The organism is Terriglobus roseus (assembly GCF_900102185.1).
GTDB lineage: Bacteria > Acidobacteriota > Terriglobia > Terriglobales > Acidobacteriaceae > Terriglobus > Terriglobus roseus_A.
Genome location: NZ_LT629690.1, coordinates 422,731 through 447,596 on the forward strand (window position 1 = coordinate 422,731; position 24,866 = coordinate 447,596).

Annotated in this window: 24 protein-coding genes; 13 read left to right on the forward strand and 11 right to left on the reverse strand. The window is 57.0% G+C overall.

The window, feature by feature from the left end:
• The first annotated feature begins 14 nt into the window (after window positions 1–14).
• Together guaA and BLT38_RS01980 are read left to right on the forward strand one after the other, a co-directional pair.
• Entirely contained in the window at window positions 15–1,598 is a 1,584-nt protein-coding gene (gene guaA / locus BLT38_RS01975) for a glutamine-hydrolyzing GMP synthase (protein ID WP_083343667.1), read from the forward strand.
• Window positions 1,599–1,749: 151 nt separating this feature from the next.
• Window positions 1,750–2,226, forward strand: a complete 477-nt coding sequence (locus BLT38_RS01980; protein ID WP_083343668.1) for a YybH family protein — start codon at window positions 1,750–1,752, stop codon at window positions 2,224–2,226.
• A gap of 3 nt (window positions 2,227–2,229) precedes the next feature.
• Here BLT38_RS01980 and BLT38_RS01985 read toward each other — a convergent pair whose 3' ends face one another.
• Together BLT38_RS01985 and BLT38_RS01990 are read right to left on the reverse strand one after the other, a co-directional pair.
• On the reverse strand, window positions 2,230–2,874 hold the full coding sequence (locus BLT38_RS01985) for a dihydrofolate reductase family protein (protein WP_083343669.1): 645 nt from the start codon (window positions 2,872–2,874) through the stop codon (window positions 2,230–2,232).
• Window positions 2,875–2,881: 7 nt separating this feature from the next.
• Complete coding sequence (locus tag BLT38_RS01990; RefSeq protein WP_083343670.1) at window positions 2,882–4,159, reverse strand: POTRA domain-containing protein; 1,278 nt, start codon at window positions 4,157–4,159, stop codon at window positions 2,882–2,884.
• A gap of 289 nt (window positions 4,160–4,448) precedes the next feature.
• Between BLT38_RS01990 and BLT38_RS01995 the strand changes: the two genes are divergently transcribed.
• The gene (locus tag BLT38_RS01995) at window positions 4,449–5,108 is read left to right on the forward strand and encodes a hypothetical protein (protein ID WP_156784977.1); all 660 of its coding nucleotides are present in this window, start codon (window positions 4,449–4,451) and stop codon (window positions 5,106–5,108) included.
• Between the two features lie 70 nt (window positions 5,109–5,178).
• On the opposite strand, the gene BLT38_RS02000 is transcribed toward BLT38_RS01995, so the two are convergent.
• Both BLT38_RS02000 and rph read right to left on the reverse strand, forming a co-directional pair.
• Window positions 5,179–6,189, reverse strand: a complete 1,011-nt coding sequence (locus BLT38_RS02000) for a tagatose 1,6-diphosphate aldolase (RefSeq protein ID WP_419865731.1) — start codon at window positions 6,187–6,189, stop codon at window positions 5,179–5,181.
• A gap of 108 nt (window positions 6,190–6,297) precedes the next feature.
• Window positions 6,298–7,038 (reverse strand): ribonuclease PH, encoded by a 741-nt coding sequence (gene rph, locus BLT38_RS02005; protein WP_156784978.1) that lies wholly within the window; start codon window positions 7,036–7,038, stop codon window positions 6,298–6,300.
• Window positions 7,039–7,227: 189 nt separating this feature from the next.
• Here rph and BLT38_RS02010 point away from each other — a divergent pair, with 189 nt between their 5' ends.
• The 3 genes from BLT38_RS02010 to BLT38_RS02020 all read left to right on the forward strand — a co-directional run bounded on the left by BLT38_RS02010 (window position 7,228) and on the right by BLT38_RS02020 (window position 9,890).
• Entirely contained in the window at window positions 7,228–8,802 is a 1,575-nt protein-coding gene (locus BLT38_RS02010) for a sigma-54-dependent transcriptional regulator (protein ID WP_231966690.1), read from the forward strand.
• Between the two features lie 150 nt (window positions 8,803–8,952).
• Window positions 8,953–9,516, forward strand: a complete 564-nt coding sequence (locus tag BLT38_RS02015) for a hypothetical protein (RefSeq protein WP_083343675.1) — start codon at window positions 8,953–8,955, stop codon at window positions 9,514–9,516.
• A 143-nt stretch (window positions 9,517–9,659) separates the two neighbouring features.
• Complete coding sequence (locus tag BLT38_RS02020; protein ID WP_083343676.1) at window positions 9,660–9,890, forward strand: CDGSH iron-sulfur domain-containing protein; 231 nt, start codon at window positions 9,660–9,662, stop codon at window positions 9,888–9,890.
• Between the two features lie 76 nt (window positions 9,891–9,966).
• Here BLT38_RS02020 and BLT38_RS02025 read toward each other — a convergent pair whose 3' ends face one another.
• Window positions 9,967–11,586 (reverse strand): S10 family peptidase, encoded by a 1,620-nt coding sequence (locus tag BLT38_RS02025; RefSeq protein WP_231966691.1) that lies wholly within the window; start codon window positions 11,584–11,586, stop codon window positions 9,967–9,969.
• A 163-nt stretch (window positions 11,587–11,749) separates the two neighbouring features.
• Window positions 11,750–12,820, reverse strand: a complete 1,071-nt coding sequence (locus BLT38_RS02030; RefSeq protein ID WP_083343677.1) for a c-type cytochrome — start codon at window positions 12,818–12,820, stop codon at window positions 11,750–11,752.
• 139 nt (window positions 12,821–12,959) lie between these two features.
• Here BLT38_RS02030 and BLT38_RS02035 point away from each other — a divergent pair, with 139 nt between their 5' ends.
• Window positions 12,960–13,604, forward strand: a complete 645-nt coding sequence (locus tag BLT38_RS02035; protein ID WP_083343678.1) for a hypothetical protein — start codon at window positions 12,960–12,962, stop codon at window positions 13,602–13,604.
• Here the strand turns inward: BLT38_RS02035 and BLT38_RS02040 are convergent.
• Window positions 13,601–15,292, reverse strand: coding sequence for a hypothetical protein (locus tag BLT38_RS02040; protein WP_083343679.1), 1,692 nt, complete (start codon window positions 15,290–15,292; stop codon window positions 13,601–13,603). The genes BLT38_RS02035 and BLT38_RS02040 overlap by 4 nt on opposite strands.
• A 539-nt stretch (window positions 15,293–15,831) precedes the next feature.
• On the opposite strand from BLT38_RS02040, the gene BLT38_RS02045 reads away from it, so the two are divergent.
• Complete coding sequence (locus BLT38_RS02045) at window positions 15,832–16,392, forward strand: NUDIX domain-containing protein (RefSeq protein ID WP_083343680.1); 561 nt, start codon at window positions 15,832–15,834, stop codon at window positions 16,390–16,392.
• On the opposite strand, the gene BLT38_RS02050 is transcribed toward BLT38_RS02045, so the two are convergent.
• The 4 genes from BLT38_RS02050 to BLT38_RS02065 all read right to left on the reverse strand — a co-directional run bounded on the left by BLT38_RS02050 (window position 16,389) and on the right by BLT38_RS02065 (window position 20,443).
• Complete coding sequence (locus tag BLT38_RS02050) at window positions 16,389–17,639, reverse strand: vWA domain-containing protein (RefSeq protein WP_083343681.1); 1,251 nt, start codon at window positions 17,637–17,639, stop codon at window positions 16,389–16,391. The genes BLT38_RS02045 and BLT38_RS02050 overlap by 4 nt on opposite strands.
• 86 nt (window positions 17,640–17,725) lie before the next feature.
• On the reverse strand, window positions 17,726–19,264 hold the full coding sequence (locus tag BLT38_RS02055; RefSeq protein ID WP_083343682.1) for a magnesium chelatase: 1,539 nt from the start codon (window positions 19,262–19,264) through the stop codon (window positions 17,726–17,728).
• 131 nt (window positions 19,265–19,395) lie between these two features.
• On the reverse strand, window positions 19,396–20,094 hold the full coding sequence (locus tag BLT38_RS02060; protein ID WP_083343683.1) for an MgtC/SapB family protein: 699 nt from the start codon (window positions 20,092–20,094) through the stop codon (window positions 19,396–19,398).
• Window positions 20,095–20,125: 31 nt separating this feature from the next.
• On the reverse strand, window positions 20,126–20,443 hold the full coding sequence (locus BLT38_RS02065; protein WP_083343684.1) for a tetratricopeptide repeat protein: 318 nt from the start codon (window positions 20,441–20,443) through the stop codon (window positions 20,126–20,128).
• A 57-nt stretch (window positions 20,444–20,500) separates the two neighbouring features.
• Here BLT38_RS02065 and BLT38_RS02070 point away from each other — a divergent pair, with 57 nt between their 5' ends.
• The 5 genes from BLT38_RS02070 to dnaJ all read left to right on the forward strand — a co-directional run bounded on the left by BLT38_RS02070 (window position 20,501) and on the right by dnaJ (window position 24,866).
• Window positions 20,501–21,019, forward strand: coding sequence for an acyl-CoA thioesterase (locus BLT38_RS02070; RefSeq protein WP_083343685.1), 519 nt, complete (start codon window positions 20,501–20,503; stop codon window positions 21,017–21,019).
• Window positions 21,020–21,048: 29 nt separating this feature from the next.
• A complete protein-coding gene (locus BLT38_RS02075) occupies window positions 21,049–21,882 on the forward strand; it encodes an Mrp/NBP35 family ATP-binding protein (protein ID WP_083343686.1) in 834 nt (277 codons plus the stop codon).
• Between the two features lie 67 nt (window positions 21,883–21,949).
• Window positions 21,950–23,035 carry a heat-inducible transcriptional repressor HrcA gene (gene hrcA, locus BLT38_RS02080; RefSeq protein WP_331711399.1) on the forward strand — a complete coding sequence of 362 codons (1,086 nt, stop codon included), beginning with the start codon at window positions 21,950–21,952 and terminating at the stop codon, window positions 23,033–23,035.
• 71 nt (window positions 23,036–23,106) lie between these two features.
• Window positions 23,107–23,676, forward strand: a complete 570-nt coding sequence (locus tag BLT38_RS02085; protein ID WP_231966692.1) for a nucleotide exchange factor GrpE — start codon at window positions 23,107–23,109, stop codon at window positions 23,674–23,676.
• A 38-nt stretch (window positions 23,677–23,714) separates the two neighbouring features.
• Window positions 23,715–24,866: a molecular chaperone DnaJ gene (gene dnaJ / locus BLT38_RS02090; RefSeq protein ID WP_083343687.1), complete on the forward strand. Its 1,152-nt coding sequence runs from the start codon at window positions 23,715–23,717 to the stop codon at window positions 24,864–24,866.

Below are 24,866 nucleotides of genomic sequence, written 5' to 3' on the forward strand. Positions count from 1 at the left end.
GTTACAATCAGCCTGTGGACAGTTCAACCATTGTCATTCTGGATTTTGGCGCGCAATACACGCAGCTCATCGCTCGTCGTGTACGCGAATTCAATGTTTTTTCCGTCGTTCTGCCTTGCACAGCTTCGCTTGAAAGCATTCGCGCGCAGAACCCCATCGGCATCATCCTTTCCGGCGGCCCCAGCTCCGTATACGACGCGGACGCGCCCAAGGCTGACCCCGCAGTCCTGAAGTTCGGCCTGCCAACCCTCGGCATCTGCTACGGCATGCAGTTCATGGCGCATCATCTCGGCGGCAAGGTAACGCCTGCAGACAAGCGCGAATACGGCGACGCTGTTGTCGACGTTAAGAAGACCAACAAGCTCTTCGCCGGTCTGCCTGCAAAGCTTGATGTCTGGATGAGCCACGGCGACAGCGTCGTCGAACTCCCCGCAGGCTTCGTCATCGCAGGCGAAACGCACAACGCCATCTCTTCCATTGCAGACGAGAAGCGCAACATGTACGCGGTGCAGTGGCACCCGGAAGTCGCACACTCCAAGCAGGGAACTGAGCTGTTGAAGAACTTCGTGCTCAACATCTGCGGCGCCAAGGCAGACTGGACACCGGCACACTTCATCACCTCCACCGTCGAAGCCATCAAGAAGCAGGTCGGCGACGGACACGCCATCTGCGCGCTCTCCGGCGGTGTCGATTCCGCTGTTGCAGCAGTGCTCGTCTCGCGCGCCATCGGCGATCGTCTCACCTGCATCTTCGTCAACAACGGCGTGCTCCGCAAAAACGAGTTCGAGCAGGTGCAGAACAACATGCGCAAGAAGCTCGGCCTCAAGGTTGTTGCGGTCGACGCATCCAAGCGATTCCTCTCGCAGCTCGGCGGCATCACCGATCCTGAGACCAAGCGCAAGATCATCGGCCGCGAATTCATCACCGTGTTCGACGACGAAGCCGCACGCATCCTCGCCGATCAGGAAAAGAACGGCGAACTGCAGCACGACGCCGCAGGCAATGAGATTGCATGGCTCGTGCAGGGCACGCTCTATCCTGACGTTATCGAATCCTCCAGCGTCAAAGGCCCGTCGCAGACCATCAAGAGCCACCACAACGTGGGCGGCCTGCCTGAGAACATGAAGCTCAAGCTCATTGAGCCTCTGCGCGACCTCTTCAAAGACGAAGTGCGCCGCGTCGGTCGCGACCTCGGCATGCCCGAGGAAGTACTCGAACGCCAGCCCTTCCCCGGCCCCGGACTCGCCGTTCGCATCGTCGGCGAAATCACACCAGAGCGCGTTGAAATCCTGCAGAACGCAGACGACATCGTAGTCAGCGAAATCAAGAAGGCAGGCCTCTACAAGCAGATCTGGCAGAGCTTCGCGGTCCTGTTACCCGTCAAGTCCGTCGGCGTCATGGGCGACCAGCGCACCTACGCTTACACCTGCGCCGTCCGCGCGGTGCACAGCGACGACGGCATGACCGCCGACTGGGTGCCGCTGCCTTACGAAGTCCTCAAGACCATCAGCAGCCGCATCGTGAACGAAGTCCGCGGCATCAACCGCGTCGTCTACGACATCACCTCAAAGCCACCCGGCACCATCGAGTGGGAGTAATACGTCGTACTGCTTAAGTGTGTGTCCCGTCCGTGACAATGTCGCGGACGGGATTTTCATTTAGCGATAGCCAGCACGCAAGAGATGTGTTTTCACTGGACTTGCCAACCCTCGACCGATAGACTCCTGACTCATTCAGGAGCCTCCTTCCATGAAATCTCTTTTGCTCGCAGCTGCCTTGCTCACGCCCGTCTGCGCAGCTGCTCAGACGGCAGCCTCCGCCACACCCATGGCCACGCTCAACACCTTCGTCAACGCCTTCAACAAGGGCGATATGGCTACGGTGCATGCCGTCCATGCAGCTGACGGCGTCACGATCATTGACGAGGATGCGCCGTACATCTGGCAGGGCAAAGGAGCGCTCGACGCATGGCTCGCCGTGTTGGACAACGTCGGCAAGACGAAGGGTGAGAGTGAAAATGCAGTGGCACTGCGTAAGCCGCAGGTGCTCAATGTCTCTGGTAACCGCGCCTATGCAGTTGTTCCGGTCGAGTACACATGGAAGGAAAAGGGCGTACCCATGCATGAACCCGCAACCATGACCGTCGTCCTCCACCGCGGACCCGCAGGTTGGAAGATCGATGCATGGTCATGGAACGGCACGCCGCCACAGCGCATCGGCAAATAGTCGCTAGCGTTCCAGAACCACATGTGTGGCGGCCTCGGTCGCCACATGTTCTTTCACACTGAATCCCAGCGAAGGCAGATCCAGTCCTGCCAACAGGTTCTCGCCACGCCCAAGCATCACCGGAGCCATCGCCAGGTGGACACTGTCCACAAGTCCCGCCTGCAGATACTGCCGAGCAGTCGAAACACCACCGCCAATGCGAACATGTTTGTCGCCTGCGGCCTGTTTCGCCTTCTCCAACGCCGATCCAATGCCATCCGTCACAAAGTAGAAGGTCGTCCCACCCTTCATCATAATCGGATCACGCGCATGATGAGTCAGCACAAAGGTAGGCACGTGATAAGGCGGCTCCTCACCCCACCACCCCTTCCAGCTATCGTCCGGCCATGGCCCACGCACCGGCCCAAACATATTGCGGCCCAGTATCCACGCACCATTTCCTTCCATCGCACGACGAGCAAAGATGTCATCCGCAGTATCCTCGCCGCTAACATCTTGCCCCTGCATGGCACGAAACGCCTTCGTAGGAAAGAACCACTGCATCAACTCCGGCCCACGCTTGCCCAGCGGATCATTCAAACTCTGCTCAATACCCGCACCAAATCCATCCAGCGAAACCGAAAACCCCGCAATCCGAACTTTCCCCATGTGGCCTCTACTTGTTGTTTGCGAAAAAAGTAATCGTCACATTCACCGTGTGTGTCTCTGGATGCGCCACAGAATCAAACTTTGCCGTGTACGGAGCCAGTGACCGCAGCGCCGTATTGTTCTGCAGGAACTTCTCCGCATAGACGGAATCCCACACAGCCCCTGCTTTCAACTTCCAGTTTGCGTCAAAGTCTTTCTGTGCCTGCCCCGACAAACCCGTAATGTGAACACTGTCCACATGATAAACCTGACCGGGCGAAATCGTCAGGTCGTAAGCCACCGTATGGTTCGCCGTGTCTGCTTTTAACGCAGGCACTATCGCGGCATCAACATACCCCTGCCGATGGTAAGCATCAAGAATCGGCTGATAGCTCTCACGCAACGCAGCCACGGATACCGTATCGCCCGCATGCACCTTGTTGCCCTTCGCGAAATCATCCGCAGAGAACAGTGCAGTTCCAGGCCATGTAATCGAAGCCACACGGTACGGTTCTCCGGGAACAACCTGCGCAGCAACAGTAACGTTCGCCGAACCAGTCGCGCCATCTGCAACCGTGCGGCTTACATTGTCCAACTTCGCATCCACATAACCCGCATTGCGATAAGCGCTTAATAGCGTGTCTGAAAGATGGCTATCAATGCCTTCATTGAACAGCGTGCCCACGAGTTGTCCAATCGACTTCCGTTCCCCCGGAGCCAGATCGGCACTCACACCGGTCAGCTTCACATTGCTCAAAACCAGTCGCGGCTCGGTCACGCGGAAGGCCACGGCGGCTGTTGGACGTTCCGGCGTAGAAGGCTTTTGAAAGCCCTCCACCTTGGCATTCACACCTTTAGCCTTCACCATCTCCTGCAACGCGTCTTGCACCTGCTGTTGCAGGTATCCTGCAGCGGGCAGCTTGTCTGCATAGAGAGGTACGCGCTGCTTCAATCCGGCTTCACGTTCTTCCGGTGTCAGCCATGCAATGTTTTCAAATGAAACGGGCAGCATCGTCGCAGGATCAGCAGGCTTCAGTTTGAAGATCACATCAATGCCGCTGGCCGCCCCATTCAACGACATTTCAATATCGCCAAACGCACCACTGTCCATAATGTGCTGCGCGGCGTCACTCATCTCTTTCTGGCCAATCTTCTGTCCAGGAGCCAAACCACTCGCAGCCTCAAGCTGCTTCTGCGTATAGGGAGCGCCACCCTGAAATACCATGCGCTTTACGGTGTACTGGGCAGAAAGGGAAGCAGCAGCCATGAGCATGGCCGCAGGAACAGCAAATCGAAGCGAAAGCATAGCGCCGAGTCTAACTGCACCACCCCTAAAAGGAAAAGACCACCGCGCGACGTGAATGAATCTATTTCCCTATTCGGGAACCTCATGCGATTTGTTAGATTTTTTCAGGATTTAAATTTGAGGTTTGTCAGTGCGAAGCTCTAACTCGGCCGTGAGGATATCGATGCTGGTGGCGTTCGCATCCGTGACAATTTCACCCATAGGTTTCTTGGCTGCGCAAACTCCCCCTCAGAGCAAAAAGCTCGATCTCCAGCAACCTTTCCACGCACCTTCTGCTTGGCAGTTGGTCGTGACGGAAGGACCGCCTACAAAGGATTACGGAGATAACGACGCGCCTGGTGCATTGACCCTTTGTCTGCACAAAGGATCTTCTGGACCATGCGTATCGGGCCTAGTCACACCTCCGCTTCGTACCACTACGCCAGACGATCCCATTGCGTGGGAGCCGCACTATCTGCAGATTGCAAAGTTGGTATATCCGAGTGGACTGCAGGCGGCTCCTCTTCTATTGATCGTCACCGGAAGCCTGAATGCCGGGAATGGAAATCAAATCGTCTCTACACAATTGATCTCCTATGACGCTGAGAAGGATATGTTTCAGCGCGTGTATCAAAAGAGCACAGGACACAACAACAACGAAGAGGTTCGCTTCGTTGATCACGGACTACTTCAAGGCAGCGTAATATCCGCGGAGCCGCAACAGCATCTTCCGTATGGCTACTGGATCGTGGTCAATCAACGGATGGGTGGTGAGTATCATCAGGTTCTGCGCTACGGTAGCGCCACTCGCTACAACGATGGCAACCAACTCTCAGTCATTGATTCCGAAATGCTAGCGATAGAACGGCGCCTTGGATTATGGAAACCAGGCGATCCGCTTCCCGTACCAGAGCATATGAAGAATTGCCTAAAGCCGGTCCTGCGTCATGACGAGCTATGGTGTCGATGAAAATAGCGATGTTGCTCACGAAAAAGGACTGCCGATCGGCAGTCCTTTTGGTTCGACGCTGGTTAGAAAACTACAGTTCAGCCAACGACGAAGCACCATACTTCAGGTACCAGGGCGAAGCCGCCTTAAGAGCCTCATTCACATTCTGAATGTTCTCCACGCCCGTGGTGTCCAGCCATGCTTCAAAGGCCGCCGCACCCTGCTGCGCGTAGATCTTGATGCCGTCGTACCACGTCGCACGACCGCACAGAACGCCATTGAACTTCGTGCCGCTTTCACCCGCCAGCGCCAGCGTTTCAATGAAGATTGGATTGGTCACACCAGCCGAAAGATAGATGAACGGCTTGTCGGTAACAGTCTCGGCATCGCGGAAATACTGCAACGCTTGTGCACGCGTGTAAGCCGACTCACCTTTGAACGCCTTCGTGCCTTCCACGAACGTCATCTCAACGGGCACTTCCACCTTCAGCACGTCCACACCATAGCGATCCTTGGTGAACTCTTCCATTGTCTTCGTCACAACGGAAGGCTTCTTGCGCGCATACTCCAGCGTCTTCTCGCCCTTGCCGGCTTCGTCATAACCAACCGGCTCCAGGAAGAAGGGAATGTCGTGCCAACGGCACTCATCGCCAATGCGCTCAATCCACGCCTGCTTCAGGTTGTTCACAGTCGCGTCTTCGTACGGAGTGTAGTACAGCAGAATCTTCACGCAGTCCGCGCCAGCTTCCTTCAGACGGCGAACGCTCCACAGGTCCAGCAGATCCGGCAAGCGGCCCGGCGTGGTCGCATCGTAGCCGGTCTTTTCGTATGCCAGTAGCAAACCCGCGTCGTTACGCTGGCGCGCCGCAGGCAGACCATACTCCGGATCCAGCAGAATCGCCGACGCATACTTCGTCAGCGTCTTCGTTACCAGTTCCTTGAAGATGACCAGATCATCGCCCGATGCCGCCGAACCGCGTGCTGCGCCAATCGACTTCTGCAGCGATCCGCGCTGGTCCATCGCAGCTGCGGCAATCACGCCGCGCGCATCGGATACAGCCTTCAATCCCTTGATCTTTCCCGGTGTTGGCTTCGTTGCCACTGTCATCCTCCCTTTTGAATCGGTTCATTATTCTATCGATGCGCGAACACCGCATGAAAGGTTCAACGCGGCTACATCGCGTCCCGAACCGATAAACGCGCGATCACATTAGCCCTGCAGTAGTTCTTCCTGCAACTGGATAAGTTGTCGGATGCCGTTCTCTGCCAGGTCCAACATCTCGCCCAACTGCGCGCGCGAATACGGCACCTTCTCAGCAGTCGCCTGTGTCTCCACCAGCCCGCCAGAGGCCGTCATCACCACGTTCATGTCCACTTCGGCCTGCGAATCTTCCTCATACGCCAGATCCAGCAGAACCTGCCCGTCGACGATACCCACAGACGTCGCCGCCACCAGCTCCCGCATGGGCGACTTTGTCAGCGTTCCTGCCTTCACCAACCGGTTCAGCGCCAGTGCCAGCGCCGCACAGGCGCCTGTAATCGCTGCGGTACGGGTGCCGCCGTCAGCCTGGATCACGTCGCAATCCAGCACAATCGACCGCTCACCCAGAGCCTTCAGGTCCACCACGCTCCGCAGGGAGCGCCCAATCAGCCGCTGAATCTCGTGCGTCCTGCCGCCAATCTTGCCGCGTTCGCTCTCTCGCGGCGTCCGGGTCAGGGTAGCCCTTGGTAACATGCTGTACTCGGCGGTAACCCACCCCTTGCCGCTATTCCGGAGCCATCCGGGCACCGTCGGCTCCACGGTGGCATTGCACAGAACACGGGTGTTCCCAACCTCGATCAATACCGAGCCTTCGGCCGTTGCCACGAAATCCCGGACCAGCCGGGTCGGGCGAAGCGCGTCTGCGCCACGATCGTTACTGCGAAAAATCACTTCTTTGCTCTCTCTCATCCTCTCCAGTATCACCGATGACGTCATGTACCGTGTTTTCATCAGTATTTGTTCCAAAATGGGAATATTTTTCCTCAAAGAACCACAATTACCACGTGTCCATCGTTCTGCTATCGGTTACTTTTGCGAGCATTACTTAGGTCGCAATAGTACGTTAGTTGAGTAACCCCAAGAACGATGCCCCAACCATTGAAACCCTTGAATCCCTTCCCGCGTCCCGCTCTTTCGGGTGAAAGGCTTGCGAGTACGTCCGTCTCAAAAATTTCCGGCAGCAAGAATATCGCCAGCGGCACGGCCACATTGCCGTCTGACCGTCCTGGTGAGGGAGAGCCTATTTCTCAGCTTGCGTCTGCTGACCCCAAGCTCGAACTTCTCGTTGCCGATGATGACCTTCCAGTGCTCAAAGCCTGTTGTGAAGTGGCCTCAGGCATGGGATTCTCCGTCCACGCCGCAAACAGTTCTCAGCAGGCGCGGGATGTCATGCGTCTCTATCCGATCGATGTCGTGCTGATGGACCTCCGCATGCCCGGTGGCGGTCTCTCGCTGCTGGAAGAGATTCGCCATGCTCGCCCTCGTACGGCTGTCGTCATCATGACGGCCTTTGCAACGGTGTCCTCAGCAGTGGAAGCCATGCGTATGGGAGCCACGGATTACCTCACTAAGCCGTTCGCCATGGATGAACTCACCAACGTTTTGGAACGTGCCGGCCAACGCCGGTCCTTTGAAATGGAGGGCCAGCGCGTTCAGGGAAATCTGCGCGCCCAGGCCGGATTCGGGAATCTCGTCGGCCGTTCCCCGGAGATGGAAAAGCTCTACCGCATCATCTCCAAGGTCGCAAACGCAAATCATCCTGTGCTCATCCTGGGCGAGAGCGGTTCCGGCAAAGAAACGGTGGCGCGCGCCATCCATAGCAGTGGTCCGCTGGCTACCCGGGGATTTCACGTTCTGGAGTGCGGCCAGCTTGCGCCCGCGGTTCTGGAAAGCGAACTCTTCGGCTTCACTCGCGGTGCTTATACAGGTTTTGACCGTTCTCAGGAGCCTCTGTTGGCTCTGCCAGAAGGCGGCACCTTGTTCCTCGACGGCATCAGTGAAATGCCGTTGGATATGCAGTCGCGCTTGATGCGTGTTTTACAGGATCGGCAGATCATCCCCCCGGGTGGAACACAGCCTAAACCGCTCACTGTGCGGGTGTTGGCCGGTTCCAGCCGTGATCTGGCCACACTCGTCGCACAGGGACAGTTCCGAAAGGATCTGTACTACCGGCTCAACGTTGTCAGTCTCCGCATTCCAGCTCTCAGGGAACGCCGGGAAGATATTCCGTTTCTGCTGGAATACTTTCTCGAACGCATGCGTCGCGAGCGTGCCATCATCTATCGCTTCTCACCGGAAGCAATGGATGTGCTCGCTTCTTACGACTGGCCCGGAAATGTCCGCGAACTGGAAAGCGCAATTGAACGTGCGTGCGCTCTTTCCAGTGGACCCGTTCTTTACATGGGCGATCTACCCACGCAAATGCATCAGTTGGCGACTCCGGATTCCACCGCTGCGCTCACTCGCGTGGATGAACGTCGCTTACAACCTTCGGTTCCGGCTGCGGACCGTCCCTCGAATCCCATCGTCTCCATTGCGGAGCTCGAACGGGAGGCAATCCTTCACACAATTCGCCAGCTTCACGGCGACAAACTCATGGCAGCAAAATTACTTGGTATTGGGAAAACCACCCTGTACCGCAAACTCAAGGAATACGGTATCTCCGATATTTAATCGGGCATGACCGAAGCTTTAGCTTCGGCGCGCACTGTGGGGATGTCGTCTAACAAATTGTTTTTTTGTCGTACGGTTCTGGCTACCTTGGATGCTTTGCTTTTTTCTCTTCCCGATTTTCGTTAAAACCGTCGAGATGTGAGGCGGAAAATGGAGAAGACAGTACTAATCGTCACCGCCATGGAGGGCGCCGAGAACCTGGCTCGCGCGATCTCTCGTGAAGCGGATGCAATCGTTGAAATCGCCAGGAGCCGACGCGCTGCGTTGGCGCGTCTGCGGCGTGGTCCAGTCACCGCGCTGTTGTTGGATTCCGTCTTGCCTGATGCCGAGGTAACCACCTCGGACATTGTTTGGCAGAACGCGGATGGAGCTGTCCCGCTGGAGATCCCCCTGGCCAGCCTGGGAGCAATAGGAGTCGTGCGTCTCCTGCAAAGTGTTCTGGAAGGACGTCGTCAAGCGGAAACCGTAGGCCGAAAACAAGCCGCGGCAGCCGTTTCCGAGGAACTTCAATCCACGATTACCAGCCTCTTACTGGAAAGCGATCTTCTCTCTCGTGACAAGGCGCTCGCGCCAAGTCTCGCAGAGAAAGCACGCGTTGTAAGGGAGCTTGCAGACACGCTCCGATTGCGCCTTCGATCGGGATGCCCGGACTCTTCGCCGAGCTTGGGCTCTGTGATGTTCGCGCAGACATCTGAATCCGTGTACGCACGATAGCCTGTCCCAGGTCCGCGAAAAGGCGGGCCTGGGCGCCGCGACAAAGCGTCATCCTTACGCCTCTGCTATGCTGCCCAAGGCATCTGCACCCGCGGGGCCATTGAGAACCCGTACCCGCAGAAGAGAACGAAGGAGATCCACCCATGTCTGAACAGGCCCCTGTAACCATCACCGTCCGCCCCAACGGCCCGCTCCGCGTGGAAGGCCACATCCGCCTCATCGACGCCGACGGCGCTGAATGGGATCTCACCGGCAAGCCCGCCGTATCCCTTTGCCGTTGCGGCGCCAGCGAAAAGCGCCCCTTCTGCGACGGTGCCCACAACCGCATCGGCTTCCAGTGCATGACCTCGCCCGGTAACCTCACCGGCAAGTAACGATCAACGAAACACGAAAATGCCCCGGACCTGAGAGATCAGCCCGGGGCATTTCCTTTTCGTTTGTACGTGACCCTTACTTCTCGGAGTACCACTTCTCCAGGTCGTCGTGCATTGACTTCAGCGCATCCACATTCAGATACACCATGTGTCCCGCCGGATAGTACCCATACTTCACGTTGCCAAGCTGCGACTTCGGCAACATCATCTGGGCCAGGTCATGCTCCGTGCCAAAGAACGGAGTCGCCAAGTCATACCAGCCATTCGCAGAGAACACACGCAGGCTGGGGTTCTTACGCATCGCGTCTGACAGATCGGTCACAGTGTTCGGCTCTGCAGGAGCCTGCCCACCGCCACCGCCGCCACGCAAACCAGAGGGACGGTGATGCCAATCCCAGTTGCCACCCGGAGCGCGCAGGTCATACGTGGTGTCGGGGTTGTACTTCAACTCCTTCTGCATGTACTCGTGGAACGCACCCACATAAGCACCCGAAATGCCCGTGTCCGACGGGTCATAACCCGGCGTTTCACCCGCATCATCCGTGTCCGTGCCTTCAAAGCGAGCATCGTAACGGCCCAGCGTCAGACCCTTATCGCGCAACAACTCCTTGCGGAAGCGCGACGGATCAATGCGCAGCTTCACCTGCTTGCAGTACGCCACGGAGAGTCCCGTAAATCCTGCCAGCTTCGTGGCCACAGCATCGAACTCAGCCGCAGGAAGCATGTCGCCCTGATCCAGTGCGGTCGCATACTCACCACGCGTAAACTCGCGTGCCTTCTGCACAAAGTCCTGCATCGTTCCAGTATGCGGAACCCGGTTGTGATACCAGGCAATCGCCGCAAAGCTCGGGATGTAGCGCTTCGTATCCAGGTCATAGCCCGGCGAGTTCACAAAGTAGTTCAGCACCGACGACAGCAGTGTCACGCCATTGAAAGCAATGCCGTCGTTGTTCAGCGAAGCCACCAGCGCAGCCGAACGCGGCGTGCCGTAGCTCTCGCCAAACAGATACTTCGGCGACGACCAACGCTGATTCACCGTGATGTAGCGCGTAATGAACTTGTTGAACGCACGAACGTCCTGATCCACACCCTGGAAGTCCGTAGCCTTACCCTTACCAACCAGTCGCGAATAACCAGTCAAAGGCGCATCAATAAAGACGAGGTCTGACTTATCAATCAGGCTGTACTGGTTCTGCACCCACTCATACGGCGGAGCACCAGAAGCCTCAGGGCTCTTGGTCAACACGCGGATCGGTCCCATCGAACCCATGTGCAACCAGATCGTCGCCGAACCAGGTCCACCGTTGTAGAAGAACGTCACCGGACGCGACTTCGCAGGCACACCATCCTCGGTGTAGGCCGTGTATGACATCGTGCCAATCGGCTTCGCATCCTGCCCCTCACCATGGATCAGCAGAACGCCAACCGTTGCCGTGTAGTGCACAGGACGCGAACCAGCAGTCCAATCATGATGCGTAACAGAGGTAGTCTCCGCCGGAATCGGCAACTCGCCTTCAGCAGCATTGCCAGCAGGAGCGCCAGCATTGGCAGGACGTCCAGCACGCTGCTGCTGGGCAGCATTGGCTGCAGGAGCTTCAGGCTTCGCAGCAGCGGGAGCTTCCTGCGCGCAGAGCGAGAAGGGGAGCAGCAAAAACGAAAGCGCGGATACAGCAACAAGTCGAGCGCGCGGGTCCAAAGGGAAGGTCCTCCGTACAGAAACTGTTTTATCGATAATCAGAGAGTAGACGACAACTCACGCATCCGTCGCGACAAATTCCGCAACATGCAAAAAGCACACATGGGCGAAGCGTATCGCTCCGCCCACGTATGACGAACAGTGTGTCTATCGGCGGATAACGCTACTGCGCCAGACTCGCAAGATAGGCGGAGATATTCACGATATCCTCGTCGGTCAGCTTCGCAACGACCGGCTGCATCATGCTCGAGTTCTTTCCATGCCGGGCACCGGTCTTGAAGTCATACAACTGTCGCCCTGTAGCGCTCGGGCTCCGTCCCGCAAGTGGCGGAATCGTATCCCCTCCACCATGCAGATCAGCACCGTGGCACGCAACGCAAGCCATCGTTCTTCCGCCTGCGCCCGTCTTCACCAGCACCTCACCCTTCTTTATGCTGCCCACTGGTACATATGCCACAAAGCCTGACGTTGGATCACGCAACATGGTGCGATCAAAATTCTCTGGCAGTTCAATGATGCGATTGCCGATCGGCTCCTTCGCACCACTCGGATCAACAGCCGTCAATCGATGTGGTCCTGGCATCGTCTTTGGAACGGTATCGGTCTCAACCACCCGCACCCACTTTGCGGGCCCAATGGAGTGAAAGTACTCCAATGCCTCCTTGGCATCGTCTGCGGGCAGAGCCTTCGCCACCGGAATCATCGTGATCACGCCCATGTTCACCACGGACGCGTGTCGTAAATCGCCCTTCATGTCCTCAAGCTGCTGTTGCATGTAGGCAACAGGCATCCCGTTGAGATTCTCCGTATCGGACTTGCCATAGCCGTTGATCAAATGGCAGGTGCCGCAGGCCCGGTACACGCCAGGCTTGCCGTCAATGACCGGCGCCGGAGCCTTTGGGTGTGAGTCCGGAAACCAATCCACAGCGCTCGCGCCGTCGATCTCTTTCGTGGTGAACGCCTTTGTGCTGCCTGGCAGATGATGCGCTTCGCCATCATCAGGCGCAACGACAGCCGTGCCCTTCGGCGGCGTAGGCGTGTAAGGCCATTGCGGCAAATCGGTGTGTTGCAACTCCGGCGGAGCCTCGTAACTTACGCGTGGAGTGCGCTGTGAACCCGCCTGGAACGCTGTAGCGGAAACACCAATTGCAAGCACCGCGAACGCAGAAAAAGAGACGAGAAGCCGATTTGCCATAGTGATTTCGATACCGCCCAAAAGTGCTCGGAGACGCATCGGAATCTTCTCACACTGATCTTTCTCCGGCGTTACCAGTAGGAGACCCTGCGCATTCCATACCCCATGCTCTTGTCCTCATCTCCATAAGGCGTCTGCATATCCGGCCCATCACACCACTTGACCTTAATATCGCTAAATGAACACCTTCGTCCGCGTTCTTCGAAGTCGTCTCATCCATGCCGCGCCCACCATTACGGCAGTGAGTCTGATGACCGGGAACATCGGCCTTCTTGTGCGGCGTGGGCTGCACCCGAATCTCGAAACCGCAGTGGGCTTCCTGTGGATTGCATCCGATTACGCGCTTCGCCAAAAGACACGTCATCCCATCGCCGCGCCCCGGCTCAACGCTGCAGGAGTCATCCTGGGAAGTCTGCTGCTCTCCGTGACCGGCTTCCACGCGAACTACGTCGACTGGAACAGAGTAAGAACACCTCTCGGCTACATCCCCGCCGCAACAATAGTAGGTTTCCAAAACGAATTGCGCCGTCTCGGCCAGCACCTCTCAACATCCCGCTCCAGCATCACGAAGTGCATTGGAACAATCCTGAGACACCCCTACGCGCTATCCGCACTCATGTCCGCATACGGCGTCACAGAACTGATGAAGAGCGCCTTGCACGCAAACGATCACGGACTCATAGCCATCAGCGCCGCATACGGCGTAGGAACGCTATTCCTCTCGCTGCTGGACTACGGTACCTCGCGCGTGGAACCGGATCACGCGTCGGCAAAATTAAATCAGATCGAAGAGCCGCGATTTACAACCAGCGCCAAGGGCTAGAGTTCAGGCCGTACGCCGCCCGTCTTTTGTATTTGTTTAACCAGCTGGTTGATCGAGGTAATGGATTTCGAAGCAGCCTGCAACTGCAACTCCAACTCGCCCAATCGCTCCTGAATTCCGGCAGCGCGTTCGATCGGCACCCACGGCGGAATCGACAGGCTGCCGTTCCTGAACTTACTGAGCCGGCACGCCAGCTCAGCCTCAAGCTGCTTAATGTTGAACCGTTGTGAAACAGTCTGAAATGTATAGGTGCCCGTAGCGCTCAGCCCTTGTGTATTGGTCACTGTGACATTGATGGTCACGCTGGTCCCTGCCGCTGGCAGCGCCGTGATCGTAAGGGTTGGTGTGTTGGTTGCAACGGGTGTCGCTCCCATAACAGACCACACAAATTTCAACCCATTCTGATCGGGAAACTCATCCAGGTTTGTAACTACGAAAGTCTGTTCTGTGTTCGCAACCAGGGCGATCATGCACGGGTCCGCAGATGGATCCGGTTCAATGTCGAGTTGGTCGAATGTCGTTGCGCCAAGTGCCAGCACGCTAATGACGCGGGTCAGCGTCTTGCCTGCGTAGCTGACAGTGAGTGTCACCGGGGTTGTTGGGAATCCAGCTATCTGTGGTAACACCACCAGGGGTACAGATGCGCTCGTCATTCCTGCGCCAATGGTGAGCATCAATCCCGGAATGATCGCTGGGGCGCTGCTTGTGATCACAAGCGGAATCGGCATCACAGCTGGATGATCCACGCCAACCACAACAGGAACCGATGAAGTCGCAAGCCATGTCGCTACGGTTGGTGCAGCAAACACGCTCAGGTCCGACACGGGGAAAACAGTATCCAGCGGTGGAAAATATCCGTTTGGATTAAAACCGCTTATGCCTGGCGTAGTCGGGTAGTGGCCATTCACCAGCGCGCTGAACTTCGGCCACGCATTTGTCCGACTGTCGTGCGTTAGGTTCTCGTAGACGTTGGAGAGATGGCCCGCGCCCGCGTTGATAATGTCCACGATTGAGTAGCCAAGCTGGTCGTGCAGATACATCAGGAACAGCGTGGCGCCGCCCACATCCGGACTCGCCGGATCGATATCCTCGTCGTCAACTTCAAGAAAATTAACTCGCGGACTGTTTAACCAGGAGTTCGTGCAGTTCCACACGCCCGTCATCAGCGAAGGTAGCGCTGAGACGCCAGGATATTCCTTCACCGTGAACTGTTCGGCCAGCAAGCGCGACAGGCCTTCACCTTTATTGCCTTCACCGCCCAGGCGGAACCAGGGAGTGGTGGAGCCATACGTTCCGAATGCCCGCATGTACATCTCGCTTACTTCTGAGATGAGCAGGTATCGTGCCAGCATGATCGGCGTGCCAAACCCCATGGCCAGTTCGCCAAAATTGATCGTCAACTGCAGGGGAACCAGCAGTGCTCCCATCCAATGACCGCCCACGAACTGGGTCGGGTTTCCCATCGCGTCCACCGCGACGGTATTGATGTACACATGGATAGGAAGGGCCATATCAAGCCCGCGCCCTGAGAACCACGCCACCAGGATGGCCAGGTCCGCATCGCACGTTTGCATCATGGCGGTGGCAAGATCGCGCCCGCGCGAACAACTTAGTGAATCGTCATATTGGAAGTTGAAATACTGGGTCTGGCCACCATTGTTCAATCCCTTGCTGGTGTAGGAGGACATAGAACACCTCTAGGCTACGCAGGACCAGAACTTTATTGCATGTTTTGTTGAAAGAGCAATAAATTCTTTGCGCGAAAAAATCTCTGCAGCAGAACTTGTGCACAGTAATACGCCGCCGAATTTCGGCCTGAACAGTTAGCAACCGGCATGCCGCTCAACCCCGTTGTCGGTTTGCTTGCGATCCATCCAGAAGCACGACCGTCGCAATTTCGCGATGCTTCGCTCGAGGCGTGCCAAACGATCTCCGACAGTGAAGCTTCTATCCCCAGCGCCGTGAGAACCGCACCGATTTCTGTCAAGCCCCTGGAGCGCTCAACCCTAACAAACCAAAAGAAATAGAGTTGGCATGTTATTTCTGCCAAATCCATAAAATAGAAATAGGCACGGGTTAGTGGTTCCGGGCCGATAGTTAACTCCTTTAGAAAGACGATTTTACCCCTAAACCCAATGGGCAGACGATTTTAGCGGCACCCCATCCGTAACCCCAATAGAAAGACGATTTTAGAAAAACAGAGGGGAGGGGGGTACCCTAGGGATATATGCAGGAAAAGCCAATCCGCACGCTCGAGAGTCGCATCGTTTACCAAAACAAATGGTCCCGTGTCCGAGAGGACATCATCGAGCGAGCCGACGGTCAGCGCGGCATCTACGGCGTCCTGGACAAGGATCCTGCCTGCATCATCATCCCGTTGGAGCACACTCCCGAAGGCGACTTCCTGACGCTTGTACATCAGTACCGTTACACCGTGGAAGCCAGCTACTACGAGTTCCCGCAGGGTGGTTGGGAACAGGGTGAAGACGTGGACATCGAAGCCCTCGCACGCGGCGAACTCCGCGAGGAAACTGGTCTCACAGCAGGGAAGATGACTCGCCTCGCCGCCAACTGGATCGCCTATGGCGCCATGCGCCAACGCCATCACGTCTGGCTGGCACAGGACTTGACACAGGGTGAGGCGCAACTGGAGGCCGAGGAACACGGCCTGACCGTACACCGGGTCAGCGTCGACGAGTTCGAACAAATGATCTTCGACGGTCGCGTGGAAGACAACTGCACACTCGCCGCGTGGGCAACGTATCTCGTGTGGAAACGCCGCAGTTAGTGGATCGTCTTCATCCGCCGCGTCATGAAGTCCTGCAGCACATAGCTACCTAAACGATCCGGGCTGGTGAAGTAAGCCTTGCCCTTACACATCGCACTCACCTTCTGCACGAACTGCATCAGCGCATAGTCCTGCGCCAGCATGAAGGTGTTGATCACGATGTTGCTGCGCTTGCAGCGGTTCACCTCTTCCAGCGTCTCGGCAATCACCATGGGATCAAGGCCGAACGCGTTGCGGTAGATGCGACCATCCTCCAGCGTCAGCGCGGATGGCTTGCCATCCGTGATCATCACGATCTGCTTCATGTCCTTGTTGCTGCGTGCAAGGATGCGCCGCGCCAACCGCAGACCCTCGCGCGTATTGGTGTAGTAGGGCCCAACCTTCACACGCGCCACTGCCTGTATCGGCAACTCCTCAGCGGAGTCATGGAACAGCACCAGGTGCAGCGAGTCGCCAGGGAACTGCGTGCGGATCAGGTGCGACAACGCCATCGCGACACGCTTGGCCGGTGTGAACCGATCCTCGCCATACAGGATCATGGAGTGCGAACAGTCCAGCATCACCACCGTAGCGCACGACGACTGGTACTCACTCTGATGGATCACCAGGTCGTTATACTCCACGCTCAGCGGCACAGACAGACCCTCACGTTGCAGGGCATTGGACAGCGTAGCGTTGACGTCCAGGTTCATCACGTCACCGAACTCATACGGCTTGGAGGATCCACTCGCCTCAATCCCGCTGGCCTCATACCGAGTGTCATGCCGACCACTGATAGCGCGCCCCATTCCACCCAGCAGGTCCCGCAGGGACTTGTAGCTCAGGAAGTCCATGCTCTTGTCGGTGACGTGGAAGCGAGCCTCTCCCTGCGGCGGTGCGGGCTGTGCAATCTCCCCCGGCCCCACCTGCCCCTGCATCTCCGTAGCCTCCCCACCCTCCTGCTGGATGTAGTCCCCTTGCTGCATCCGCTCCACGAGTGAATCCAGCATTTCTTCGCGCTGTTCTTGATTCATTTCGTCGTACTGCTGCTGCATCTCTTCGTCGAGGAAGTCGCCGGATTCCATCACCTGCTTGATGGCTTCACGAAGGTTCTCCATCGTGTGATCGCCGTTCAGTTCCTGGAACTCTGACCACGGATCCTGAAATCCGCTATCCAGCAGAAAGTCTCCGAGAGCCTCCATCAGGTCATCAAGCCCGATGCCTCCGGCAAAGTCGCCCTGGAACTTCGTGTAGCGCGTACGCTTCATGCACTTCGTGCCGTTCTCGACGCGCTCCGCGCGTGTGGTTGAGGTTATCCGTCGGTTGCCTGCATCAGGCGGATACTGTTGCCGGTTTAGTTGAAGCCTCGCTTGCTGCGGTTGCGGTTTTGCCAGTCTTCGCGCTCACGCTCGCGAACCTCCTCGTGGAAGTTCTGCGCGCGTTCCTTGCGCGCCTGCTTCTCAGCGGCGGTGAAGCTGCGCTCTTCCGTACGACTAATGCGTTTGTGCGCAGTCATGCCTTCCAGGAGGAACTCTGCAGCAGATACAAGCACTTCGGCGGAAGCGCGATTCGGGAGTGATAACGGCTTTAGCTTGTCGAAGAGTCCCTGAATCTGTTGCAGCTCCTTCAGTGAGCCTTCTGCTGCAACTGCATCTGAGAGTTGCACCGTTCCACCAAGATTGAACCACTGTTCAATCTGTTGCGTGTTCGCTTCTGCGAAGTAACCATCGAATGTACGTTGTACGGCAGTACGAATCACATCACGAACAACTGTGTCTGCGCCGCGCATCTCGCCTTCGTATTCCAGCTCGATCTTGCCTGTGATGCCTGGCATCGCCGTGTATATATCGCCGATGCGCGGCACCGCAACTGTTTCGCCATGTTGCAACGCACGACGTTCGGCGTTGGACAGCACAAGCTCCATCACGGAGATGGGCAGTCGCTGCGACACACCACTGCGCTTGTCCACTCGCTTGTCTTCGCGTGCAACGAAGGCAATCTGCTCAACCACTTCGCGGATGTAACGCGGAATGTGTACGTCCAGTGCAGCGCGCGTGCTCCACGCTTCCTGCTCGGTTACCGAGATCGCCTGTTCCAGCGAGTCGAGATAGTGCGTGCGAATCTCGGAGCCGATGCGATCCTTCAACGGCGTCACGATCTTGCCGCGTGCGGTGTAGTCTTCCGGATTCGCGGAGAAGGTAAGAGCAACATCCAACTGCAGACGTACGGGATATCCCTTAATCTGCACGTCACCTTCCTGCATGATGTTGAACAGTGCCACCTGAATCTTGCCCGCAAGGTCAGGTAATTCATTGACGGCGAAGATGCCACGATTGGCGCGCGGCAGTAGACCGTAATGCATCGTGAGTTCGCTGCTCAGCAACTCGCCCGACTTGGCTGCTTTGATGGGATCAACATCGCCGATCAAGTCGGCAACGGTTACATCCGGTGTTGCGAGCTTCTCGACATACCGTTCGTCGGGTGTAAGCCATGCGATAGGAGTTGCATCGGCCTTCTCAGCGATCAGCAGCTTGGCATACGCGGAAAGAGGGACGTACGGATTGTCACGAATCTCCGACCCTGCAACGTACGGCACAACAGGATCAAGCAGAGTCGTTAACCCACGGAGGATGCGGCTCTTCGCTTGTCCGCGTAAACCCAGCAGAATGAAGTTATGCCGTGACAGCACGGCATTCACAATCTGCGGCACCACGGTATCCTCATAACCAACGATGCCAGGGAAAATAGTTTCCTTGGCACGTAGCTTTGCGATTAGGTTGTCGCGCAGTTCGTCTTTGACGGAGCGCGATACGCGGTCGATGGTCCACTCGCTGTTGCGAAGTTCGCCAAGTGTCTGGGGAAGATGTGACGGAATCGTGTGGTGTGTGGCCATCGGAGTAAGTATAGGACTCCGATGCGTGTCATTTGGTCGCAGCGATTATGTCTTCGATCGGTTAGCGATAACTACAAGCGCAATGTATTGCGTAGTCAAACTAGCGGAAGGCGCATCCATCGCGTGAGGCGTTATCGCTGCCAGCGGAAGCCCATGACTCCAGGAATGGTACGCAGAGTATCCAGACCGACAGGGCGATGGATGTTTCTGGTATTGGGAGCACGCCATGTCAGCTCCACGCGCACCTGCGCCAGGTGAGTGGGCGAATCGTACTCTGAGGCCCAGCTGATGACTCGACACTGTGCTGCCTCTATCCCAGAACGTAATTGTTGTTCGGAAGGGCCTCCTTCAGTGCAGATTAACGTAAGGATACCGGTGTGGTTACGGGGAATAGAAGCTTCGATAGGCCGCAGCACGATCAAAATGAAGGCTGCAATAAAGGTGCCCACGATACCCAGCACAAGCTGACCGCCGCCGAAAAGAAGTCCGAGTATGGTGCTGTACCAGAGTGTCGCCGCAGTGGTAACGCCGATGGCGGTGTTCTCTTTTTTCAGTATGGCGCCTGCGCCAATGAAGCCAATGCCCGAGAGAACTCCAAGCGGAAGACGCATGAGGTCCAGCCCAATGTACGAAGTGGACGAGCGATTATCCATGGGCAGCAACAGATTGACCTGCAACATCATGAGCGTCGCCGCAATGGTGACCAGCATGTTGGTGCGCATTCCTGCGGGTCGGCTGTGTTCATCGCGGTTCAGGCCGATCAACATGCTGGCCACGGTAGCCAGTAGTAATCGAAGAGCGATCTGAGAAGGCGTAATATGCAGCGGCATTAGGGTCAGCAGAGTTTAGCGCAACTGAAGATCAATAACCCAGTTCCAATTCATCCAACAAAGCTCCCATTTCCGATGAAGCATGGCGATTCCCGGTGCGTTGCGCTGCGGCAAGTCCATCCTGCAGGCGCTGCTTGGCTTCGTCCGTGCGATGGAGCTTGGCCAGGGTCTGGCCGCTCATCTGGTAAGCGGGAACATAGTCCGGGTTGTGCTGAATCGTGGCGGCGAACTCTTCCAGTGCCTTTTCCGGGTTGTTCTGCGAAAGATGCTCCATGGCCAGGCCGTAGCGGGCGAAGCTGTCGGCGGGGTTGGCCTGCAGAATTTCGGTGAGCATTGCAATCTTGTCCATGAACCTATTGGACGCTGGAACAGCGCTGCTCGGCAAGCGGTCGTACACTGGTAGACGATGGAAGAGCGGCACAGAACGGTAGCGGAGTCTCAGGCGGAACGCAGCGAGGTCATCTTTCCCGGTGACTCGAACTCGCTGGGCAATCTGTTTGGCGGCAGATTGATGCAGTTCATTGACCTTGTGGGTGCAGTGGCCGCGTATCGTCATGCGCGTTCCACGGCAGTGGTTACGGCGAGTATGGATCACCTGGATTTCGTCGCGCCTGTTCACATTGGCGATCTGCTTATCCTGAAGGCCAGCGTGAATCGCGCTTTTAAGAGCAGCATGGAAGTGGGTGTGAAGGCGATGGTGGAAGACCCGAAGACCCGGCTTCTGCGCCACGTGTCCACTGCCTATGTCACGTATGTTGCCGTAGACCAGACAGGGACGCCGGTTATGGTTGATCCGGTGATACCCGAAACAGAGCACCAGAAACGACGCTATGAAGATGCTCTGCGTCGCCGCGAAAGCCGCGCGGAAGAGACGCAACGGAAGCGCGAATTACGCAAGATTCTTACCAGCGACTGGCACGTTTAATCAGCGAACAATTTTAGACAGGAAGAACGATGGGACACATGGGACAGGGCGCGCCGCAAGGGCCGCAGGCTTTGCCGGGAATCGGCGCAGTGGTGGCAGTGGGCAGCGGCAAGGGCGGAGTGGGTAAAACCACTGTCAGCGTGAATCTGGCGATTGCACTGGCTAAGTTGGGTAAGCGCGTCGGCTTGATTGATGCAGACATCTACGGCCCCAATGTTCCCACGATGATGGGTCAGACGCGCCAGCCTTCGGTCACGGAAGACTCCATGATGGAGCCGCTGGAAAGCTTCGGTGTGAAGTTCATCTCCGTGGGCTTGATTTCGCCCGGCGACAAGCCGTTGGTCATGCGCGGACCCATGCTGCACCAGATCATCCGCCAGTTTCTGCAACAGGTGAAGTGGGGTGAGCTGGATTACCTCATCGTCGATCTGCCTCCGGGAACGGGCGACGTTGTGATCTCGCTCGTGCAGACGGTGCCGTTGACTGGCGCGGTGGTTGTATCGACGGGTTCAGGCGTGGCGCTGCAGGATGCTCGCAAGGCGTTGGAGATGTTCCATCAGGTGAACGTGGAAGTGCTTGGCCTGGTTGAGAACATGTCGCAGATGCGCTTGCCGAACGGCGAAGTGATCGATGTCTTCGGTGCGGGTGGCACGGCGAGCACGGCTCGCCAGTACAACCTGCCGTTCCTTGGTTCTGTGGATCTCGATCCGGCGATTCGCGCTGGTGGCGATCGAGGATTGCCTGTGTCGCTTGGCGGTGAGGATGACGCGAAGGCCAAGGCTTACTTCGACATCGCTCGCGAGGTGATGGAGCGCGTCGAAGAAGTGCAGGAAGATGCAGAGAACGTATTGGAAATCAATTAGTTCCTGCCGCCTGGCTTAAACCTGCGTCTTCAAGACTCATATTTGGCACAGACTGGCATTAGAATAAATGTCAATGGCGGATCTGCGCGAAACCGGCTGGGGTTTGCATGCGCGGCAGCAGGCGATTCTGGCTGCCGCCATTGAACTGTATGTGCAGACGGGTGAGCCTGTGGCATCGCAAGCACTTGCGAGCATCAGCGGATTAAGTTCTGCCACTGTACGCAACGTGATGGTGGAACTTGCTGATGCGGGCATGCTGGAGCAGCCGCATACTTCCGCAGGTCGCATCCCCACAGCTCGTGCATTTCGTTTGCACGTAGAACAGATTCGCGGAGCCAATCGCATTGCGCCACGCTGGCTTCCAGTGGAGTCGCGCACACAGATTGATGCACAGTTGCAGAGCCTTGGCGGTATAGGAGCGTTCTTTGAACGCACGCCTCAAGTGCTTGCTGCGTTGTCCAGCGGAGTGGGGTTGGCATTGGCAACAGCACAACCTGGTGATTTGTTGGAACACGTTCATTTTCAGCGGTTGGCGTTGAAGAAGGTGCTTGCGGTTGTTGTTACTCGCAGTGGCGCTGTGCGTGATCGCGTGTTGCCGTTGGAGCGCGATCTTTCCATGAATGATCTGGAAACTGCGTCGCGCTATCTGAACGAGAACTTCCGTGGTTGGGATGTAGAGCGCGTGCGTGCAGAGATTGCGTCGCGTGCGGAGCGTGAACGCAGTGAGTATCAGCGGTTACTGCAGGCGGCAGAAGAATTGTGGTCTCGTGCAGTGCCGGACGACCGTTCGCTGGAACAGAGCGTCTATGTGGAAGGTGTCTCAAACCTGCTGGGTGCTGCCGATAAGGACAGTGCGCGGCTGCGCGAGATGCTGGCAGCGTTGGAAGCAAAGGAACGCGTCGTAGCGCTGCTGACAGCGTATGTGAATTCAGAAGAGCGCAGTGTGCGCGTTGTCTTCAACATGGAAGATCGCGTGCCTGAGATGCAGGGCATGGTGCTGGTGGCAGCGCCTGCGGTAGTGGATGGAACGGTGCGCGGCACCGTAGGTGTATTAGCAACGCAGCGCATGCATTACGAGAACACCATCAACGCCGTGGGGTACGTGGCGCAGATGTTCGCGCAGGCCGGAAACGACACCGGCGATCGGTCATAAACGAACGCATTGCGCACCGTATTAAGTCAGGCTTTGAGATGTTTTCAGATCGATATAGGAAGTGGATAGGCATGAAGGGAACAGAAGAAACGACTGCAGCAACGGATCAGGAGATGGTGAGCGCGGCGGAAGCAGAAGAAAGCAATACCGCTTCAGAGGCGGAGGCTGCTACCGTGTTGCAAAGCGAGTTCGACCAGATCAAGGGCGAGCGCGATCAGTATGCCGACCGACTGGCACGCCTGCAGGCAGAGTTTGATAACGCTCGCAAGCGTGAAGCCAAGGAGCGCGCGGAGTTTCGTGACTACGCCGTGGGCAATGCTGCGGAAGGATTTCTCGGAGTGTTGGACAACTTCCAACTCGCGCTGAAGTCGACGGGATCGCCGGAGCAGTTTCGTGCGGGCATTGAATTGATCGCCAAACAGCTCGATGATGCGGTGCGCAATCTTGGCGTGACGGCTGTCGAGACAGTTGGTCAGCAGTTTGATCCGCGCACCATGGAGGCACTTGGCTCTGTGGAAACGTCTGAGTATCCAGACGATGCCGTGGTGGACGAAATCCGCAAGGGCTACCGCATCAAGGAGCGCCTGCTGCGCCCCGCACTGGTGCGTGTGGCGAAGAACAATCAGACGCATCAGGCGTAAGCATTGCTGTTGTAGCAGTAAAGGATTGAGAGGGAACTTTGGCAGGAGCCACGGTGAAAGCTGACTATTACGAGGTATTGCAGGTCACAAGGACGGCAACGGATCAGGAGATTAAGACTTCCTATCGCAAGCTGGCCATGCAGTTCCACCCAGACCGCAACCCCGGCGATAAGTCGGCAGAAGACAAGTTCAAGGAATGTAGCGAAGCATACGGCATCCTGAGTGACCCGCAGAAGCGCGCGGCGTATGACCGTTATGGCCACGCTGGCTTTGGCGGCGCTGCATCGCAGGGTGGCGGATTCCCCGGAGGCTTTGGTGGCTTCGGTGGCGACCCGCAGGATCTTGGTGACATCTTTGGCGATATCTTTGGTGAGATGTTCGGCGGCGGTGGCGGTGGTCGTCGTCAATCGCGTGCGCAACGTGGTCGCGATCTGAAGTACGACCTGACCATGGAGTTTGAAGAAGCGGTCTTCGGCAAAGAGCAGGAGATTAAGATCAGGCGCCAGGAAACCTGCGATGACTGCGGTGGCACCGGATCCGCAAATGGAAAACAGCCCGTGACCTGTGCACAGTGCCGTGGTGCAGGGCAGGTGCGTTATCAGCAGGGCTTCTTCTCGGTAGCGCGTCCATGCCCCAAGTGCGAAGGCAGCGGCGTGAATGTAACCGACCCATGCCAGACCTGCCGTGGCGAAAGCCGTGTGAGCCGTGAGCACACGATCAATGTGAAGGTGCCTGCAGGCGTAGAAGATGGCACGCGCATTCGCTATCAGGGCGAAGGCGAAGCCGGAAAGCTCGGCGGGCCCGCAGGCGACTTATATGTGGAACTTCGAGTGAAGGCTCACAAGTTTTTCCAGCGTGATGGGGACGATCTGCATTGCGTAGTCCCGGTCAGCTTCCCGCAGGCAGCGCTGGGCGATGAACTTGAGATTGAAACGCTGGAAGGTGTTGCCGTGCTGAAGGTTCCGGAAGGAACGCAGAGCGGCAAGAGCTTCCGCATCAAGGGCAAGGGCGTTCCACATCTCAATAGCCATGGCAAGGGTGATTTGATCGTGGAAGTGCGAGTACAGACGCCGGCCAAGCTGACCAAGAAGCAGAAGGAACTGCTGAAAGAGCTCAGTGAAACCATGAAGACGGACAATGCACCGCAGTCGCACAGCTTCATGGATCGCATGAAGGAGATGTTTAGCTAA